At 69.1% G+C, this 17,674-nt stretch carries 19 protein-coding genes; 11 read left to right on the plus strand and 8 right to left on the minus strand.

Annotated elements, in window-relative coordinates:
• Positions 1 to 77 precede the first annotated feature (77 nt).
• Positions 78 to 734: a TetR/AcrR family transcriptional regulator gene (locus GT347_RS05100; RefSeq protein WP_160550934.1), complete on the plus strand. Its 657-nt coding sequence runs from the start codon at positions 78 to 80 to the stop codon at positions 732 to 734.
• Entirely contained in the window at positions 731 to 1,621 is an 891-nt protein-coding gene (locus tag GT347_RS05105; protein ID WP_160550935.1) for an NAD(P)-dependent oxidoreductase, read from the plus strand. The genes GT347_RS05100 and GT347_RS05105 overlap by 4 nt, the downstream gene beginning before the upstream one ends.
• On the opposite strand, the gene GT347_RS05110 is transcribed toward GT347_RS05105, so the two are convergent.
• The 7 genes from GT347_RS05110 to GT347_RS05140 all read right to left on the minus strand — a co-directional run bounded on the left by GT347_RS05110 (position 1,600) and on the right by GT347_RS05140 (position 9,432).
• On the minus strand, positions 1,600 to 2,577 hold the full coding sequence (locus tag GT347_RS05110; protein WP_160550936.1) for an NAD-dependent epimerase/dehydratase family protein: 978 nt from the start codon (positions 2,575 to 2,577) through the stop codon (positions 1,600 to 1,602). The genes GT347_RS05105 and GT347_RS05110 overlap by 22 nt on opposite strands.
• Complete coding sequence (gene kbl / locus GT347_RS05115; RefSeq protein WP_160550937.1) at positions 2,574 to 3,776, minus strand: glycine C-acetyltransferase; 1,203 nt, start codon at positions 3,774 to 3,776, stop codon at positions 2,574 to 2,576. Before kbl ends, GT347_RS05110 begins: the two co-directional genes overlap by 4 nt.
• Positions 3,777 to 3,783: 7 nt before the next feature.
• Positions 3,784 to 4,764, minus strand: coding sequence for a Bug family tripartite tricarboxylate transporter substrate binding protein (locus tag GT347_RS05120; protein ID WP_160550938.1), 981 nt, complete (start codon positions 4,762 to 4,764; stop codon positions 3,784 to 3,786).
• 30 nt (positions 4,765 to 4,794) lie between these two features.
• On the minus strand, positions 4,795 to 5,916 hold the full coding sequence (locus tag GT347_RS05125) for a mandelate racemase/muconate lactonizing enzyme family protein (protein ID WP_160550939.1): 1,122 nt from the start codon (positions 5,914 to 5,916) through the stop codon (positions 4,795 to 4,797).
• An 85-nt stretch (positions 5,917 to 6,001) separates the two neighbouring features.
• Positions 6,002 to 6,889, minus strand: coding sequence for a LysR family transcriptional regulator (locus GT347_RS05130; RefSeq protein WP_229722708.1), 888 nt, complete (start codon positions 6,887 to 6,889; stop codon positions 6,002 to 6,004).
• A 110-nt stretch (positions 6,890 to 6,999) separates the two neighbouring features.
• A complete protein-coding gene (locus tag GT347_RS05135; RefSeq protein WP_160550941.1) occupies positions 7,000 to 7,704 on the minus strand; it encodes an MgtC/SapB family protein in 705 nt (234 codons plus the stop codon).
• Between the two features lie 105 nt (positions 7,705 to 7,809).
• Positions 7,810 to 9,432 (minus strand): cryptochrome/photolyase family protein, encoded by a 1,623-nt coding sequence (locus GT347_RS05140; RefSeq protein ID WP_229722710.1) that lies wholly within the window; start codon positions 9,430 to 9,432, stop codon positions 7,810 to 7,812.
• 110 nt (positions 9,433 to 9,542) lie between these two features.
• Here GT347_RS05140 and GT347_RS05145 point away from each other — a divergent pair, with 110 nt between their 5' ends.
• From GT347_RS05145 to GT347_RS05180, 9 genes are all read left to right on the plus strand, one after another.
• Positions 9,543 to 10,430: a LysR family transcriptional regulator gene (locus GT347_RS05145; RefSeq protein WP_229722711.1), complete on the plus strand. Its 888-nt coding sequence runs from the start codon at positions 9,543 to 9,545 to the stop codon at positions 10,428 to 10,430.
• A gap of 79 nt (positions 10,431 to 10,509) precedes the next feature.
• Positions 10,510 to 12,492 carry an aconitase family protein gene (locus GT347_RS05150; protein ID WP_160550942.1) on the plus strand — a complete coding sequence of 661 codons (1,983 nt, stop codon included), beginning with the start codon at positions 10,510 to 10,512 and terminating at the stop codon, positions 12,490 to 12,492.
• 38 nt (positions 12,493 to 12,530) lie between these two features.
• A complete protein-coding gene (locus tag GT347_RS05155) occupies positions 12,531 to 13,535 on the plus strand; it encodes a tripartite tricarboxylate transporter substrate binding protein (RefSeq protein WP_160550943.1) in 1,005 nt (334 codons plus the stop codon).
• A gap of 3 nt (positions 13,536 to 13,538) precedes the next feature.
• On the plus strand, positions 13,539 to 13,835 hold the full coding sequence (locus GT347_RS27400) for an RraA family protein (RefSeq protein ID WP_229722713.1): 297 nt from the start codon (positions 13,539 to 13,541) through the stop codon (positions 13,833 to 13,835).
• On the plus strand, positions 13,751 to 14,047 hold the full coding sequence (locus GT347_RS27405) for an RraA family protein (protein ID WP_229722885.1): 297 nt from the start codon (positions 13,751 to 13,753) through the stop codon (positions 14,045 to 14,047). Before GT347_RS27400 ends, GT347_RS27405 begins: the two co-directional genes overlap by 85 nt.
• Positions 14,048 to 14,131: 84 nt before the next feature.
• Positions 14,132 to 14,407 (plus strand): DnaJ domain-containing protein, encoded by a 276-nt coding sequence (locus tag GT347_RS05165; RefSeq protein ID WP_160550944.1) that lies wholly within the window; start codon positions 14,132 to 14,134, stop codon positions 14,405 to 14,407.
• 6 nt (positions 14,408 to 14,413) lie between these two features.
• Positions 14,414 to 14,989 (plus strand): hypothetical protein, encoded by a 576-nt coding sequence (locus tag GT347_RS05170; RefSeq protein WP_160550945.1) that lies wholly within the window; start codon positions 14,414 to 14,416, stop codon positions 14,987 to 14,989.
• A gap of 36 nt (positions 14,990 to 15,025) precedes the next feature.
• Positions 15,026 to 15,775, plus strand: coding sequence for a hypothetical protein (locus GT347_RS05175; protein WP_160550946.1), 750 nt, complete (start codon positions 15,026 to 15,028; stop codon positions 15,773 to 15,775).
• Between the two features lie 8 nt (positions 15,776 to 15,783).
• Positions 15,784 to 17,025: a dehydroquinate synthase/iron-containing alcohol dehydrogenase family protein gene (locus GT347_RS05180; RefSeq protein ID WP_160550947.1), complete on the plus strand. Its 1,242-nt coding sequence runs from the start codon at positions 15,784 to 15,786 to the stop codon at positions 17,023 to 17,025.
• Between the two features lie 16 nt (positions 17,026 to 17,041).
• Here GT347_RS05180 and GT347_RS05185 read toward each other — a convergent pair whose 3' ends face one another.
• The gene (locus GT347_RS05185) at positions 17,042 to 17,629 is read right to left on the minus strand and encodes a DUF308 domain-containing protein (protein WP_160550948.1); all 588 of its coding nucleotides are present in this window, start codon (positions 17,627 to 17,629) and stop codon (positions 17,042 to 17,044) included.
• Positions 17,630 to 17,674 lie beyond the last annotated feature (45 nt).

The raw sequence follows: 17,674 nt of genomic DNA on the forward strand, positions 1-17,674 counted from the left end.
GAATGTAATGAGCCGACCAAACGCTTGTCAACGACTTTTGTACCGATTAGTATTTATCTCCACGAAAGGAGACCGCCATGGCCACCATGGGACGCCCCCGCAGCTTCGACCGAGACGCCGCCCTCACCCAAGCCCTGCATCTGTTCTGGGAGCATGGCTTCGATGCCACATCGCTGGCGCAGCTCAAGGAGAGCCTGGGCGGCGGCATCTCCGCGCCCAGCTTCTATGCGGCCTTCGGCTCCAAGGAGGCGCTGTTCCAGGAGGCCGTGGCCCTGTACCTGGCCACCCACGGCCAGGTCACGGCCAGCCTGCATGACCCGGCGCTGGCACCGCGCCAGGCCATCGAGACCGCCTTGCGCCGTTCCGCCGCCATGCAGTGCGAGCCGGACCATCCACGCGGCTGCATGGTGGCGCTGGGCACCATGAGTGCGCCGTCTCCCGCCAACGCCTCGGTCGCCCGGCCCCTGCAGGTTTCCCGCGCCGAGACCAGCGCCGGCCTGCTGGCCTGCGTGCGGCGCGGCGTGGGTTTGGGAGAACTCAAACCCGAGACCGACATCCAGGCCCTGGCCACCGTGTTCGACAGCTTCCTCAACGGCCTGTCCACCCTGGCGCGCGACGGTGCGGATGCCGCCCGGCTGGACGCCGCCGTCACCCAGCTGATGCGGCTGTGGGATGCCGCTCGGATCAAGACAGCAAGAGCGGGCCGCTCGCCCGCGCAAAGGACCGCTTCATGAAGATCGCATTCATCGGTGTCGGCAGCATGGGCTCGGCCATCGTTCCCCATCTCGTCGCGCACGGCCACCGGGTGAGCGCCTGGGCCCGCCGGCCCGAGGCCGTGGCGGCGCTGGAAGGCGTCGCGCGGCTGGCCGCGCCATCGGAAGCCTTCACCGGCCACGAGGTGGTCATCACCATGCTGGCCGACGACGCCGCCGTGCGGGCCGTGCTGCTGGACAGCGGCGCGCTGGCGTCGGCCGAAGGCGGGCCGGTCCACCTGGTGATGTCGACCATCTCCCCCGCGCTGGTCGCCGAGATGCAGCCGCTGCACACGCAGGCCGGGGTCGGCTACGTGGCGGCGCCCGTCTTCGGCGTGCCCGCGGTGGCGGCCCGGGCGGAACTCAACATCCTGGCCGCCGGCGCGGACGAGGCGGTGCAGCGGGTGTTGCCCCTCCTCGACGCCATCGGCAAGAAGACCTGGCGCCTGGGCGCCGATCCGGTGCACGCCAACATCGCCAAGATCGCCGGCAACATGATGATCACCATGGCCATCGAGTCGATGGCCGAGGCGAGCGCGCTGACCGAGGCCCACGGCCTGCCGGCGGCGGATTTCCTGGAAGTCGTCACGCAGACCCTGTTCGCCTGCCCCAGCTACCAGCGCTACGGCAAAAACATCGCCGAGCGGCGTTATGAAGCGGGTTTCCGCCTGGCGCTGGGCCTGAAGGATGCGCTGCTGGCCAGGGATGCGGCCGCGCACCGGAATGTCAGCCTTCCGGGTGCCGCGGTGGTGCGCCGGCGCCTGGAGCAAGCCGTCCGCACCGGCCGGGGCGGCCAGGACTGGTCGGCGCTCGCCGAGGTGGCGCACCCGGATGCGGGCGATGCCGCTCAGGCGGTCCGCGCACGCTGACCGGCACCTGCTTGCATGGCGGACAGGTTGGCCAGCATGTCGGCGACGATGCCTGACAGGTCGAACCGCGGCGCCCATGACCAGTCCCGCCGTGCCCGCGTGTCGTCGATCGAGTCGGGCCAGCCATGGGCGATGGCCTGCCGGAAGTCGGGCCGATAGTCCACATCCAGCCCCGGCAGGTGCTTGCGGATCTCGGCCACGATCTCGGCGGGCGTGAAGCTGACGCCCGCCAGGTTGTAGCTGCCGCGTTCGCTGATCGCCGCGGCGGGCGCCTCCATCAATTCGATGGTGGCGCGTACCGCATCGTCCATGTAGAGCATGGGCAGGGCCTCGTCCGGGCAGAGGAAGCAGCCGTAGCGCTCGCCCCTCAGCGCCGAATGGAAGACGTCGATCGCATAGTCGGTGGTGCCGCCGCCGGGCTGGGTCTTGTAGGAGATCAGTCCCGGGTAGCGCAGGCTGCGCACATCCACGCCGTGGTTCGCGAAGTACCAGCGGCACCAGCCCTCGCCGGCCAGCTTCGAGATGCCGTAGACGGTGGCAGGCTCCATCACGGTGGATTGCGGTGTCGCGTCGGCCGGCGTGGTGGGACCGAAGGCGGCAATGGAGCTGGGCCAGAACACCTTGTCCAGCTGGAACTGCCGCGCCGCTTCCAGCACGTTGAGCAGGCCGCCCATGTTGAGGTCCCAAGCCCGCCTGGGCGCGATCTCCGCCGTGGCCGACAAGGCGGCGGCCAGGTGGTAGATCTGCGTGATGCCGCGGCGCCGGACGATGTCATGGAGCTGGCCCACGTCGGTGATGTCGAGCATCTCGTGGTCGATGTGCAGATGGCGCCCCACCGGGACCATGTCGCTGGTGACGACGTTGCGCGCGCCGAAGCGTCCGGCCAGTGCGGCCGACAGTTCGGTGCCGAGTTGCCCGTTGGCGCCGGTCAGCAGGATGCGGGGCTGCGCGCTCATGCGATCACCTTCAGTTCTTGCCCCGCCTGGGCAAAGGCTTCCAGGGCGGTGTCCAGCTGCGCACGGGTGTGGAGCGCGCTGACCCGGACCCGGATGCGGGCCTGGCCCCGGGGCACCACCGGGTAGAAGAAGCCGGTGACATAGACGCCGAGCTCCAGCAGGCGCTGCGCCAGGCGCTGGGCGGTGTCGGCCTCGTGGACCATCACCGGAATGATCGGATGGCTGCCCGGCTTCAGGTCGAAACCCAGCGCGCCCAGGCCCGCCCGGAAGTAGCTGCTGTTGTCTTCCAGCCGGTCGCGCAAGCCGGTGTCGGCCTCCAGCAGGTCGAGCGCCTTCAGGCCCGCGCCGACGATGGCCGGCGCCACGGTATTGGAGAACAGGTAGGGCCGCGACCGCTGGCGCAGCATGGCCACCACCTCCGCCCGCGCGCTGGTGAAACCGCCCGATGCGCCGCCCAGCGCCTTGCCCAGCGTGCCGGTGATGATGTCGACCCTGCCGAACACGCCCTTCAATTCATGGGTTCCGCGCCCGGTCTTGCCGAGAAAGCCGGTGGCATGGCATTCGTCGATGCCCAGCAGGGCGCCGGACTCGTCGCAGATGGCGCGGATCTCGTCGAGCCTGGCGATGGTGCCGTCCATCGAGAACACGCCGTCGGTGAAGACCAGCTTGTGGCGCGCGCCGGCCGCGTCGGCCTCGCGCAACTGATGGCGCAGGTCTTCCATGTCGTCGTGCCGGAACCGCAGGCGCTTGGCCTTGCACAGGCGGATGCCATCGATGATGGACGCATGGTTGAGCTCGTCGCTGATGACCGCGTCCTCGGCGCCCAGCAGGGTTTCGAACAGACCGCCGTTGGCGTCGAAGGCCGAGCCGTAGAGGATGGTGTCCTCGGTGCCCAGGAAGCGCGAGAGCCGCGATTCCAGCTCCTTGTGGATGTCCTGTGTGCCGCAGATGAAACGCACCGAGCCCAGGCCGAAGCCCCGCCGGTCCAGAGTCTCGCGCGCGGCCGCCACCACCTGCGGGTGGGCCGACAGGCCCAGGTAGTTGTTGGCGCACAGGTTGATGAGTTCGCTGTTTTCCCGGGTCGATACCTGGCTGCCCTGGGCGGAGGTCATCACGCGTTCGACCTTCAGCAGGCCGGCGGCCTCGATCTGGCCGAGCTCATGGCGCAGCGCGGAATAGAAATCGTCTGTGGTGGGCATGGGCGGTTCAATCGGAAGTGATGTGCGCGTTCTTGATCACCGCGCCCCATTTCGTGCTGTCGGACTGGATCAGCTCGGCGAACTGCGCCGGGCTTTGCGGCGTGGGGTCCGAGCCCAGCTCCCCGTAGCGCTTGACCACCCTGGGGTCGGACAGCACCGCATCGATCGCGGCATTGAGTTTTCGCACGACCTCGGCCGGCAGGCCCTTCGGGCCGACCACGCCGCCCCAGGTCACCATCTCGGCTTGTGGCACGCCGGCCTCGGCCATGGTCGGCACGTCGGGCAGCAGCGGGGAGCGCTGGGGTCCGGTGACCGCGAGAGCCCGGACCCGGCCGGCCTTGATCTGCGGCTCCAGCGAGGTGAGATTGCTGATCATCATCTGGATCTGGCCACCCATCAGGTCGGTCTCGCCCAGGGGTGCGCTTCGGTAGGGCACATGGTTGATCTGGATGCCGGTGCTGGCGCGGAACAGTTCGGTGACCACATGCAGCGAAGTGCCGGTGCCGCTGGAGCCGTAGAACACCTCGCCGGGATGCGCCTTGGCATAGGCCACCAGGTCCTTGACCGAGTGCACCGGCAGCGCCGGGTAGACCGCCAGCACATTGGGCTGGGTGAACATCTTGGCGATGGGCGTGAAGTCGCGGTCGATCCGGAAGGACTGCTGGCGGGCACTCAGGGTCGCCACCAGGATGGCCAGGTTGTTCATGCCGATGGTGTAGCCGTCGGGCGGCGCCTTGGCCACCGCGTCCAGTCCGATGGCACCGGAAGCACCCGGCTTGTTGTCCACGATGAAGGGCTGGCCGAGCCGCTGCGCGAGTTCGCTGCACAGCACCCGCGTCAGCACGTCGGCCGCCCCCCCGGCCACCGCCGGCACGATGAAGCGCACGGGCCTGTCGGGGTACTCGGCATGCGCCGCCTGGAGCGCCGCCAGGCCACAGAGAAAAAGTGCCGCACCCGCCTTGCGCAGGTATGAAATCCTGTTGCTCATTTTCGATCCCTGTATTTTTTATCGTCGATTTCAGGCGGCCAGCCGGCCGGTTTCGCTGCAGAGCGGTTTGAGCCGCTCCTCGTCAATCTCAATGCCCAGCCCGGGCATATTCGAAACTTCGTAGTGATCGCCCTGAATCAGCGGGCCGGCTTTCACGAACTGCCGCCGTGTCGGCGGATTATCGTTTTCGTACGATTCCTGGATCACGAAATTGGTGAGGACAGAGGCCAGGGTGACCGTCGCTGCGATCGCGACCGGCCCGTGCGGATTATGCGGAACCACACCCATCGAATAGGTTTCCGCCGCATGGCCGATTTTCACGGCCTCGGTCAGCCCGCCGACCCGGATGATGGAAGGCTGCACCAGGCCTACCGCCTGTTTCTCGATGATCTCGGCGAACTGCTTGCGCGAATGAAAGCGTTCGCCGAAGGCGATGCGTGCCTGGCTGGCGGCGCCCAGCCGGGCGAACGCGTCGGCGCTCTGGTATTCGGTCGGCTCTTCCACGAAAAGCAGGTTGCAGTCGGCGATGCCCGTGCAGAAGCGCGCGGCGGAAGCCCAGTCGAGGCGGCGCCAGACATCGACCATCAGGCCGATATCGGGGCCGACGGCCGCCCGCATCGCCTTGACTTCGGCGATGGCGCGCGGCACGTCGTGGAGGGTGATGTGGTACTGGTGGTCGTCCGGCGTGCCGAATGGATACCACTTCAAGGCGGTCGCGCCGTTGGCGATGCGCGCCCGGGCCTTGGCGATGAGATCCTGCGTGTCGGTATAACCGGCCCACCACTGGTTGAGATAAACCTTGATCTTGTCCCGCACCGCGCCGCCCAGGAGTTTGTGCACCGGCAGCCGCCAGGCCTTTCCGGTGATATCCCACAAGGCCATGTCGATCGCCGCCAGCGCCGCCCGGCTGCTGGCGCCATCGCCCCAGAAAACCTTGTCCTTCAGCATCGCCCAGTGCTTTGCGACCGTCGTCGGATCCTTTCCGGCAATCGCACGAAACCCCTCCTGGACGCCTGCAATCACCGAGGGATAACGGTGATCCAGCGTTGCCTCGCCCATGCCGATAATCCCGTCATCGGTTTCGAGGGCGATCATCACATAATGCTTGTTGGCATTCGGATGGACATAGGTTCTCAATTCGGCGATCTTCACGGCGGGATTAACCTTCAAGTCAGGATGATTTGCCTGAATATTAGGAAGCACCCGCCGGCGCGTCCATGACCCTGCGGGCATGGATTCATTCACCCCCGGCATGCGTCCTGGCCTTCCCGATCGCTTTTGTCAGCTGGCCGAGCAGGGCCCGGGCCGGCTCGCCCAGCCGCGTATCCGCCATCGCGGTGGCGTACACCGAATACCGGAACGACGGGCGCAAGGGGAGCGTGACACCGCCAAGCTCCCGATGCCGCCTCCCGGTGAGCGGATCGACGACGGAGATACCCATGCCGCGCAACACCAGCTCACTCGCCGAATGGGAGGCCGACACCTCCACCACCGGATCGAGTTGAAGCCCGTGCGCCGACATCAGTCCATCCATCTGGCGCTGGAAGGTATCGGTCAATCCGATGAAGGGCCTGGTGGCCAGTTCCTCCAGCTCCACGTGCGAAGCACCCGCATCCAGCCACCGCGAGGTGCCGATGCACACGCACTCGCCCGAGAACTCGGCCACCGTTTCGAGCTCGCCCGCCGAAAGAATATCGGCGGTGATGCCGATGTCGGCCTGCCGGTTTCGGACGTTGCGCCAGACCTCCATGTAGGAAGCGATGCGCATGCTGACCATCACGTCGGGGTACTCGGCGCGCAGTTGCTCGATGATCTCCGGCATCACCGAATGGCCGACCGACGGGATGGTGCAGATGGAGAGCCGGCCCATGCGCTGCTTGCGCAGCTGCTCGGAAAAGCGCGATATCTCCTCCAGTCCCATGAAGGACTGCTGCACCTTGGCCATGAGGGCCAGCGCCTCGGCCGTGGGCTTGATGGTGCGCCCGTGCTTGAGGAACAGGGCGAAGCCGACCGCCTTCTGCAGCTCCGCGATGACGCGGCTCATGGACGGCTGGGGAATGCCCAGCGCATCGGCGCCGGCGCTGATGCCACCGTGCAGGATCGCGGCGCGGAAGGCTTCGATCATGCGATGGGTGACCACTTCTGCTGGCATGCGTGAACTCCGTTCGGCTTGGTTGGCGCGCAGTTTGCGCCAGGATCGGCGCTTGCGTTGCTCCCCGCCCCGGTCAACCGGTCTCAGCTGGCTTCGGCGTTGCGTCCCCCGTCGCGCGACACCACATCGACCGCCTGCACGCCCTCGATCTTCGACAGCTGGCCGCTGATGCGGGCGATTTCGCCGGAGGACACCCGGGCGAGCACCACCGTGATGTCGTCGAGCCCGCCGCCCTTCTGCACCGAGACGAGGAAACGGCGCAGCTGCGCGGGCCGCACCTGGAGCGTGGCCTCGATGAGTTCGGGGTTCAACATGCCATGCCGGGCCGTGATGTGCAGCCGGCAGCTCTGGCTGCGGGCGCGGTACATCTCCTCCAGCGGTTTGACCCCGGCGAGGATGCCCAGGATCACCACCGTGGCCGCCGTGGCCGGGAAGTACAGGCCGCCGCCGACGGCCAGGCCGATGGCGGCCACCGTCCAGATGCTGGCCGCGGTGGTGAGGCCGCGCACCACCTCGCCTCGCGCCAGGATGGCGCCGGCGCCCAGGAAACCGATGCCGGAGACCACCTGGGCCGCCGCGCGGGACGGGTCCAGCATCACGTGCTCGCCCTTCAACACATCCGCGAAGCCGAAGGCCGACACCACCATGAACAGGCAGGAGCCCACGCAGACCAGCATGTGGGTGCGGATGCCCGCCGCCCACAGCAATCGCTCGCGCTCGAATCCCACCAGGCTGCCGAGGGCGGCGGCGACCAGAAGACGCAGGAGCATTTCCGAGTGGGCGAGCATGTTGTCCTTGTTCTTGTTGCGTTGGAAAGGGGAAAAATTCTCGGCGCCGGCCGCGCAGCCGCTGTATCGCGATGAAAGCGGCGCGGGCGGCGGCACGCCGCCTGCCTACCAGGGCAGCTCGGGCTCGGCAGGCGGCTGGTCCGCGCCCTGCCCCAGCTCGCCGCGGCGGATGGCCGCGGACCGTTGCTTGATGGCGGCGCGCTGCTGCGCATCCAGGCGGTCGGCGCTGCGCAGCTGGTGTTCCAGCCGCGGGTGGCCGGCCAGCAGCGCGCGGTGGCGCAGCAGGAAATCCCAGTACAGGGTGGTGAAGGGGCAGGCGTCGTCGCCCACGCTTTCGGCGGGCCGGTAGCGGCAGCTCTTGCAGGCGGGGCTCATGCGCTCGATGTAGCGGCCGCTGGCCACATAGGGCTTGCTGCCCATCAGCCCGCCGTCGGCGTACTGGCTCATGCCCAGGGTGTTGGGCATCTCCACCCACTCCACCGCATCCACGTACACCGACAGGTACCAGGCATGCACCTGCACCGGCTCCACGCCCAGCAGCTGGGCGAACAGGCCGGTGACCATCAGGCGCTGGATGTGGTGGGCGTAGCCGTGGCGCAGGGTCTGGCCTATGGCGTCGCGCAGGCAGGCCATGTCGGTGTCGCCGGTCCAGTACCAGGCGGGCAGGGGCTCGTGGGCATCCAGGACGTTGAGGTCCTGGTAGCCGGGCATCTGCGTCCAGTAGACGCCACGCACGTATTCGCGCCAGCCGAGGATCTGGCGCACGAAGCCTTCCACCGAGGGCAGCGGCGCGCGGCCGTCGGCATGCGCCTTCACCGCCGCGGCCACCACCTCGCGCGGATCGAGCAGCTTGAGGTTGAGCGCCGCCGACAGCTGGGCATGCCAGAGCCAGGGCCGGCCCGGCCACATGGCGTCCTGGTGCGGGCCGAAGTTGGGCAGGCGGTGGGCGATGAAGTCGTCCAGCGCCTGCAGGGCCTGCGCGCGGTTCACCGGCCAGTCGAAGGCGGCGGTCTCGCCGGGGTGGTCGGCGAAGCGGGTCTCGACCAGGGCAATGACCTCGCGGGTGATGGCGTCGGGCGAAAAGCGCAGCGGCGAGGGCAAGGCGACCGGGCCGGATGCGGGAAACGGCCGGCGGTTCTCGGTATCGAAGTTCCAGCGTCCGCCCAGGGCTTGGGCCGGATCGTCCGGCTCCATCAGGATGCCGTGGCGCTGCCGCTGCTCGCGATAGAAGACCTCCAGACGCAGGGCGCCGCCATGGGCGCGCGCATGGGCGGCGAAGTGGCGCACGGTGCCGAAGAAATGCCGGTCCTCGCGCAGGTCCAGCGGCAGGCCCGCCGCCGCCGCGACCGCCTTGATCGCCTGCAGCACCCGCCAGTCGCCGGGCGCGGTCAGCACCAGGCCGGCGGGGCGCAGGTCCTCGATGTCCGCCTGCAGCTGGGCCGCCAGGGTGCCGCGATTGCCGGGTGCGTCCAGCCTCGTGTAGCGCAGCGGCCGGCCGGCGTTTCGCAAGGCCTCGGCGAAATGCCGCATGGCCGCCAGGAACAGCACGATGCGCGGCTTGGCCGACCAGACATGGGTGCTTTCCTCGGCCACCTCGGCCATCCAGACGGTGTCACGCCCCGCGTCGAAGCCGTCGAAGGCGGCGGCCTGCGCATCGAGCTGGTCGCCCAGCACGATGAGCAGCCGGCCGACACGGTGCGGCGCATCGGCGCTCATATCGGCGCCCATGGCGGCCTTCGGCGCTGTCTGCCTTGAATCCATGGACCGAGCATGCCATGGCAGGCGCGCAGCAGCGAGAATGGCGGCCCGCGTCGGCACGCTCCCCACCAGGAATCCGCTTGAACCACCGCCTGGATCCTTACAGCATTCGCCTTTTCGTGAGCACGGCGCAGGCCGGCTCCATCGTGCGCGCGGCGGAGCAGGAGCACATCGCGGCATCGGCCCTGAGCCGCCGCATCTCCGACCTGGAACATGCCTTCGGCACGCCCCTGCTGGTGCGTTCGCCGCGCGGCATCGCGCTGACCGACGCGGGCCGCCTGGTGCTGTCGCGCGGCATGCGTTTCGATGCCGAACTGCAGAGCCTCTTTCATGAAGTCAAGCGCCTCGGCGACGAGCTGAGCGGCCGGGTCCGCCTGCACGCCAACATGTCGGCGGTGATCGGTTTCCTGCCCGAGCGGCTGGGCAACTTCATGGCGGCGCATCCCGGCATCAGCGTGTCGCTGCAGGAGGAGGACACACGCGATGTGATCCGCGCCTGCCTGGACGACCGGGCCGATCTGGGGATCGGTGTCGAGACCTCGGTGGCGGCCGGGCTGGACGTGCGGCATTTCGCGGACGACCCGCTGCACATCGTGATGCCCGCCCGGCATGTGCTGTCCGGCAAGCCGGCGGTGAAATTCCTCGATGCGCTGCAGCATCCGCTGATCGGCGTGCACGAGGGCGGCGCGCTGGACCGCTCGCTGCGCGCGCAGGCACAGGCGCTGGACGCGCGCTTCGAACCGACGGTTTCGCTCACCAGCTTCGATGCGGTCTGCCGCATGGTCGAGGCCGGCCTGGGCATCGCCGTCATCCCGCAGAGCGCGGCCACCGCCTACGCCGGCTCGGCGCAGTTCGTGCGGCGCCCGCTGGACGAGCCCTGGGCGGCCCGCCGGCTCATGCTCTACACCCTGCGGCGCAATCCGCAGCCGCGCGCCATCCAGGCGCTGATGGACAGCCTGCTTGGGTAAACACCGATCCCGTCTTTCGCGAGACCCCCTCTGCCGTACAGGCACTGGGCATTGAGGCGCAGCCGGTGAAACATCCGGCATGCCAGCCACCCAGCCCGCCGATCCCGGCATTCTTTTTTCGCCCCGCATCCTGTTCCTGGCCACGTCGGCCGAGGTCGTCCTGTCCTGCCTGGCCGGCCACCCGCCGCCGCTGGCCGGCGCCCGGCCGCTGCGCGACGACGTGTCCACCGACGAGATCACGCCGCTGCCCATCCTCACCCACTACGACGAACAGCTGGGCCGCTACCCCTACACCGGCTTTCGTGCCGGCGATGCCACGCCGGTGGCCACCGACGCGATCCGCGCGGCCGGCATCGAAGTCGTGGTGGCGGGCAAACGCTACGGCAAGGGCTCGTCGCGCGAGCACAGCCCGGCGGCCGAGAAATACGCCGGCGTGCGCCTGGTGATCGCCGAGAGCTTCGAGCGCATCTACCGGCAGAACGCCGACAACATCGGCCTGTTCACCAGCACCGATCTGGCGCTGGCGGACCGCATCGCCGCGGGCGAGTCCATCCCCATCGACGAGCTGGTGGCCGGGCGCGACGCGCTGGCGGCGGCCATCCTGCGCCACGGCGGCCTGCTGCGTTTCGGCCAGGCCTGCATGCGCGACATCGTGGCAGCGCCCGACGCCGCCGACCACGGGCCGCGCACGCTGTTCGAGAAGATCGTGGCCCGCCACGCCCTGTCGACCGGGCTGACCCCGGCGCATCCGGCGCCGGGCGACGGCGCCTTCGTGCGGGCCGACTGGCGTTTCATCCACGAGTACTACACCGGCATGGCCTCGCACATGCTCCACGCCACCTTCGGCCGGCCGCTGGCGCTGTACGACACCGCCAGCATCGTGGTGTTCGAGGACCACACCTCCTACGTGCAGGAAAGCCCGGCCCATGTGCGGGCCGGACTCGTGCCCAATGTGCGCCGCATGGTCGATGCCCAGCGGGCCTTCGCCGCCGACTACGCGCTGCGCACCCACCGCACCCTCACCGAGCAGGAAGCCGCGCTCGACGACGGCCGCAACGTCGCCGGCATCTCCCATGCGATGGTGGCCGAGCACTACGCGTTGCCGGGCCAGCTGGTGGTGGGCACCGACTCGCACACGCCGCACAGCGGCGCCCTGGGCTGCGTGGCCTTCGGCGTGGGCACCACCGACATGGCCAATGCCTTCGTCACCGGCGCGGTCCGGCTGACGGTGCCCCGGTCGCTGAAGGTCGTGCTGAACGGCGGCCTTCAGGAAGGCGTCACCGCCAAGGACCTGGTGCTGCACCTGCTCGCCCTGCCCGGCATCCGGGCCGGAGGCGGCGTCGGCAAGGTGTTCGAGTTCACCGGGCCGGGCATCGCCGGCCTGTGCACCGACGAACGCGCCACGCTCACCAATATGTGCGCCGAACTCGGCGGCTTCACCGGCATCGTGGCGCCCGACGAGGAGACGGTGCGTTTCCTGCGCGAGCGCAGGGGCATCGAATTCCGGCTCGAAGACTGGATGCGCAGCGACCCCGGCGCGGTGTATGCGGACCTCATCGAGGTCGACTGCGCCGCCATCACGCCCATGGTGGCCACGCCGGGCGATCCCGGCAACGGCCTGCCGCTGGCCGGGCTGGCCGAGCGGGTGCGCATCGACATCGCCTACGGCGGCTCCTGCACCGCCGGCAAACGGGAAGACTTCGACCACTACCACGCCGTGCTGCGCTGGGCCGCCGACCGCGGCCTGCGTGTGGCGCCCGGCGTGTCGCTGTTCCTGCAGTTCGGCACCACCGCGGTCCGCGACCACTGCGTGGCGGCCGGCTACCTCGATGCCTTCGAGAGGGTCGGCGCCCGCATGCTGCAGCCGTCCTGCGGCGCCTGCGGGAACTGCGGGCCGGGCGGCTCTTCCACCCGCGAGCAGATCACCGTCAGCGCCATCAACCGGAATTTCCCCGGACGCGGCGGCCCGGGCAGCGTCTGGCTGGCCAGTCCGCCCACGGTCGCGGCCAGCGCCATCGCCGGGGAACTGCTGACTTTCGAGGAGCTGCGCAACCGATATTGAGCCGGCAGGCAGCACGCACAAAACAAGGAGACAAGACGATGAGACAAGAACTGAGCCGAAGGGCATTCACCCGCCTGAGCGCCTGCGCCGCGGCCGCCGCGCTGGGCCCGCACACCGGCGCATGGGCCCAGCCCGCCGGCCTGCCCGGCGCCTCGGACAAGCCGATCCGCCTGGTGGTGCCGCTGGCCGCGGGCTCGACCGTGGATGCGGTCGCCCGCGCCATCGCGCCGGCGTTCGGCCGCTCCACCGGCCATCCGCTGGTGGTGGAGAACCTGGTCGGCGCCGGCGGCATCCCCGGCACCTCGCAGATCGTCAAGGCGCCGCGGGACGGGCTGACGCTGGGCATGGTCTCCTCCAACCACGTGATCAACCCCAGCATCTACAAGTCGGTGCCCTACGACAGCCTGAAGGACATCACCCCCATCGCCGTGATCGCCACCGTGCCCCTGGTGCTGGTGGTGCATCCGGGCCTGCCGGTGAAAAGCGTCAAGGAGCTGATCGCCTACGCCCACGAAAAACCCGGCGTGCTGAATTACGGCTCCGCCGGCAACGGCAGCACCCTGCAGCTGGCGGCGGAACTGCTGGTCAGCGAGACCGGCATATCGCTCAAGCATGTGCCCTACCGGGGCACCGGGCCGCTGATCACCGACCTCATCGGCGGCCAGGTGCAGCTGGCCTTCGTCTCCATCTCGCAGGTCGCGCCGCAGGTGAAGGCCGGCACCCTGCGGGCGCTGGCGATCAGCACGCCCCGGCGCTCCGCCGCCCTGCCGGAGCTGCCGACGCTGGCCGAAGCGGGCGTGCCCAACTACAGCTTCGACGCCTGGATCGCGCTGATCGGCCCCGCCGACCTGCCCAAGGCCGTGGTGGATGCCGATGCCCGGGCGATCCGCGCCGCCATGGCTTCGCCGGAGGCTAACGCGGCCATCGCCGGCCAGGGCTTGAACATTCTCGACATCGGGCCGGACGCCGCCGCGGCCTTCTTCAGCGCCGAACTGCTGAAGCACCAGAAGCTGGTGAAGCAGTCCGGCGCGGTGCTGGACTGAGCCATGCATTCGATCGATCCCGACGAGCCGCCCTTCATCGGCACGGCCGACCTGTGCGACCGGCTCGGCACCGCCGCCCGGGTCTGCCGGGCGCCCCTGCGGCCCTACGGCGGGCGCAGACGCCTGGCCGGCCCGGTGGCCTGCCTCAGGACCCATGAGGACGTGGCCCTGCTCAAGGGCCTGCTGGCGCAAGCGGGCCGGGGCGGGTTCTGGTGGTGGACGGCGGCGGATCCCTGGAGGCGGCGCTGCTGGGCGCCCACATGGCCCGGCTCGCCATGGCGCAGGGCTGGGCCGGGCTGATCATCCACGGCGCGGTGCGGGACGCCGAAGAACTCGAGACGCTGGACATCGCCATCTGGGCCCTGGGCACATGCCCGGCGCGGGGTGGCTCAGCGGGCACCGGCGAGGTCGACGGCGTGCTGGACTTCGGGCGAACCGGCTTCGCTCCCGGAGGCTGGGTGACGGCCGATGCGGACGGCGTCGTGGTCCTGGAGACCCCGCCAAGGCCTTGAAATCCCGGCCGGCATGCCGGGCCTCCTACAATCGTCGCCTTTTGCGGTTCGCCCGTGACACGGCCAACGCAAGGAAGGCGCCGCATGCAAGACCACTATCTCGCCCTGGGTGTCGGCAGCAGCGCGAGCCTGGCCGACATCAAGAAGGCTTACCGCCAGCAGGCCGCCCTGCACCATCCGGACCGCAACCCGGCGCCGGATGCGGCCAGGCGCTTTCGCGCGGTGCAGGAGGCCTACGACATCCTCGGCGACGCGGACAAACGCGAGGCCTACGACAACAACCGCAAACGCAATCTGCTCGACGATCCGCTGGAAACGGCACGCACGATCTGGGCAGACTATTTCCAACGGCTCATCTAGGCCTCGATGCACGTCTCTCCCTTCTTCCACAACCTGCGCTCCGCCTACCTGGCCGAACTCGACGACATGCGCCACGACTCCGACGGCCAGCTGGTGCTGGACCGCCGGCTGGCCGAGCGGCGCCGCGAGGTTTCCTTCCTGGTCAGCATGCTGGAGCTGGCGCCCGAGATGGTGGCCGTCGTGCTGCACAAGGCCTTCAGCTTCGGATCGGCCTCGGCCATGGACCGCCTGCTGGCCTGCGAGCCCGAAGACCTGACCGCCTGGGACAGCCTGCAGCCAACCATCGAGATCGCCCCCTGGGCCCGGGCCACCGTGCAGCTGCTGCGCGAGCAGGCGGCAGGCGACCGTTTCCTGAGCATCGCCGCCGCGCTGGAATACATGGCGGGCAGCGCCCGGCATGCGCCCGTCCATGCCGAAGACGAGGACGACAGCGAGGAAGACGGCGACCATGACGACGCCGATCACGACTCCGACGAGGGCCAGCCCCTGTCGGCCGACGACCTGGACGACGCCGACGGCCGCACCCGCGAGGAAGCCCGCGCCGACTGGATGGCCGAGCAGGGCTTCGACCGCAAAGACTGACACAGCGCCCCTCCGCACGCAAAGCACCGACACGCCATGAACCACCTCGCCCTGATCACCAAGACCCGCAGCCTGATCGCCGCGGGCGACATCGCCGGCGCCGAGTCCGCCCTCACCGAGCTGGCCGACACCGAGGGCGACCAGGCGCTGATGGTGGTGCTGGACCAGCTGGAGCCCAAGGACATCCTGGCGGTGATGCGCGAGTACGACCCGTCGCGCGAGTCGGTGGTGAGCCTGCTGGTCACGCCCGAGCAGTTCGCCCACGCCATCGTCATCGAGAAGCGCTACAAGGACCTCACCCACACGCATCTGCGCGGCATGGTGAACTCCATCGTCTTCCGCGAGGACGCCGACCCGGTGGCCTTCCTCACCGCCGTGGGCGACCTGGAAGGCGGCAGCGAGGCCATGGCCAACTACTTCGCCGAGAAGTGGGCGCGCATCGAATCCTTCGCCCGCACCGGCAACTTCGACACGGTCGAGGAAGACGGCGAGATGCTGTCCGAAGCCGCGCTGCTGGCTTCGGCCTACGCCAGCCCCAAGCTCTCCCTGGAAGAAGTGGCCGACCAGGACTGGATGGAGCTGGCCTGGCGCATGCGCTACGAATGCCCCGACCTGTTCACCGAGACCCTGCTGGTGCTGCGCGCCAAGGCCCGCGCCCATGACCTGGGCCTGGAGGAAGAGGACGAGGACGGCGAGGAAGTGGACAACCGTGTCGAGACCGGCGACACCGACCGCGGCGGCAGCACGCCGGCCGCGCGCGACGACGAGGAAGAGTCGGCGATCTGAACTCCACCATGTCCGCGCCCTTCCCCACCGCTTCCCAGTCCGTCGCACTCTTCGACGACCGGCCTTTCTTCGAGAAGGCCCTGCAGCACGGCGTGCGCCACGGCATCCTGCTGCCCGAGCGGCTGGCCGCCATGCGCCAGGAAGCCCCCAAGGGCATGGTGCAGATCGCGCGCTATTTCGGCACCGAATACCTGCGCCCCGACCTGGAGAAGGCGCGCGACCGGCTGGTCAACCTGATGAGCCTGTACCTGGAGCATTCCACCGGCGGCGACCTGGACCGGGCCGCCGAGGCCCTGCGCGACCACAGCCTGCTGTCGCGCTCCAAGGGCGGCTCGGACATGCTGAAGGCGCTGATCGCCATGCCGCAAAGCAGCCATTTCGGCATGCAGGAGCACGGCGCCTTCCTGGACAAACACATCCCGCTGTTGGCCAAGTGGTCCCTGCGCAGCCTGCCCGAATACCTGGCCGAGCACGCCGAACGCAGCCATGCCACCACCCTGGTGGAGGCCGCCATCTGGATGGCGGCCAGGCTGGGCCTGGATGCCGACGACCTGGAGGAAGCCGGCAAGGACGCGGAAGCCGTGGTGCGCACCGCCCTGCTGGTGCGCGCGGCCCGGCGCAGCGCCATGCCGGACTGGGCCGCCTTCGAGAAGATGGTGCTGGCCCTGCGCAGGAAATACGCGCCCAGGGCCGACGGCCAGGCGGTACCGGTCCCCATCGACCTGCCGCGCGACCTGCCGGCGCAGTACCTGGAAGCGGTGCGCTCGGTGTTGGCCTCGGTCGAACAGGACATGCCGCGCATCCTCGATGCCGCCCTCGGCGTACGCAAGCTCTTCGACCAGACGCCAGCCTTCATCGGCCGCTATTTCTGGTCCGAGGACGCCATGGCCGACCTGGAGCATTTCGAGCGCGGCAACAGCGCCGTGTGGGACAAGGCCACCGAAGGCCACAACGACGACAGCTCCCTGCTGACCCTGTTCCTGCGCCTGGCCACGCAGGCCAGACCCGCCACGCTGCTGAGCAGGAAAACGGCCGCCAGCCTGGTCAAGAAGGTCCGTACCTCCGGGCTGGATGCCGAACTGCCCCGGCAATTCGTGCTGCAACATGCGCCGGTGCAGCTGCAGAACGACTACCTGCAGCTGTGGAACGCCTTCATCGAGGAGGCCGAACCGGTGCTGCGCAGCGACCGGGTGCAGGCCACCGAGGACGCGATGGCGCTGTTGCGCCGGGAATGCAATATCGGCGAGTAGGCCGGGTGTCTTTGCGTCAGGCAGCCGGCTTGCGACGGCCTCGCAGTTCACCGACCACGATGGAAATGCCGGACACCAGAAAGTAGAAGGCCCCCACCGCGGCATAGGGCGCGATGTCGGTGATGGCCGGCATGTTCTGCCCGGTGGCCTGGTGGATGAAGAGCCCCCCGGCCAGCGTCGATTGCGCGCCGCTGAGGATCATCGGCCACTGCGCGCCGGCGGTCTTCCAGCGCCGCAGGCCGGTCGCCAGCTGCAGGATGCCGGCCACGCCCGCCCACAGGCCGAAGACATCCAGCACCGCATGCATGCCGAAGGCCGACGCGACCGCGATGGCCAGGGCCACGACGCCGCTGGCCAGCAGATTGAGCTTCTGCGTGGGATTGCGCGCCAGCCCGCCGCTCTGCCGGGCATCGAGCCAGTTGGCCAGCGCATCCCAGGCCGGGTAGACCACCAGCAGCACCGTGCCGACCGCCGGCATCTGTTTGCCGACGGTGAAGGCCGCCAGCACCCAGGCGATGGAGAAGGCGGCGCGCAGGAAGTAGTAGGTCTTGAGCCATGGGCTGCCCTGTGGGGCGGCATCGGCGGATCGGGTCTGGCTGTTCATGGTGGGCTCTCGAAGTTGTCAATCGACTAGTTGGTAGATTGAAGG

Origin of the sequence: Xylophilus rhododendri (assembly GCF_009906855.1) — a bacterium.
In the GTDB taxonomy this organism is placed as follows: Bacteria; Pseudomonadota; Gammaproteobacteria; order Burkholderiales; family Burkholderiaceae_C; genus Xylophilus; species Xylophilus rhododendri.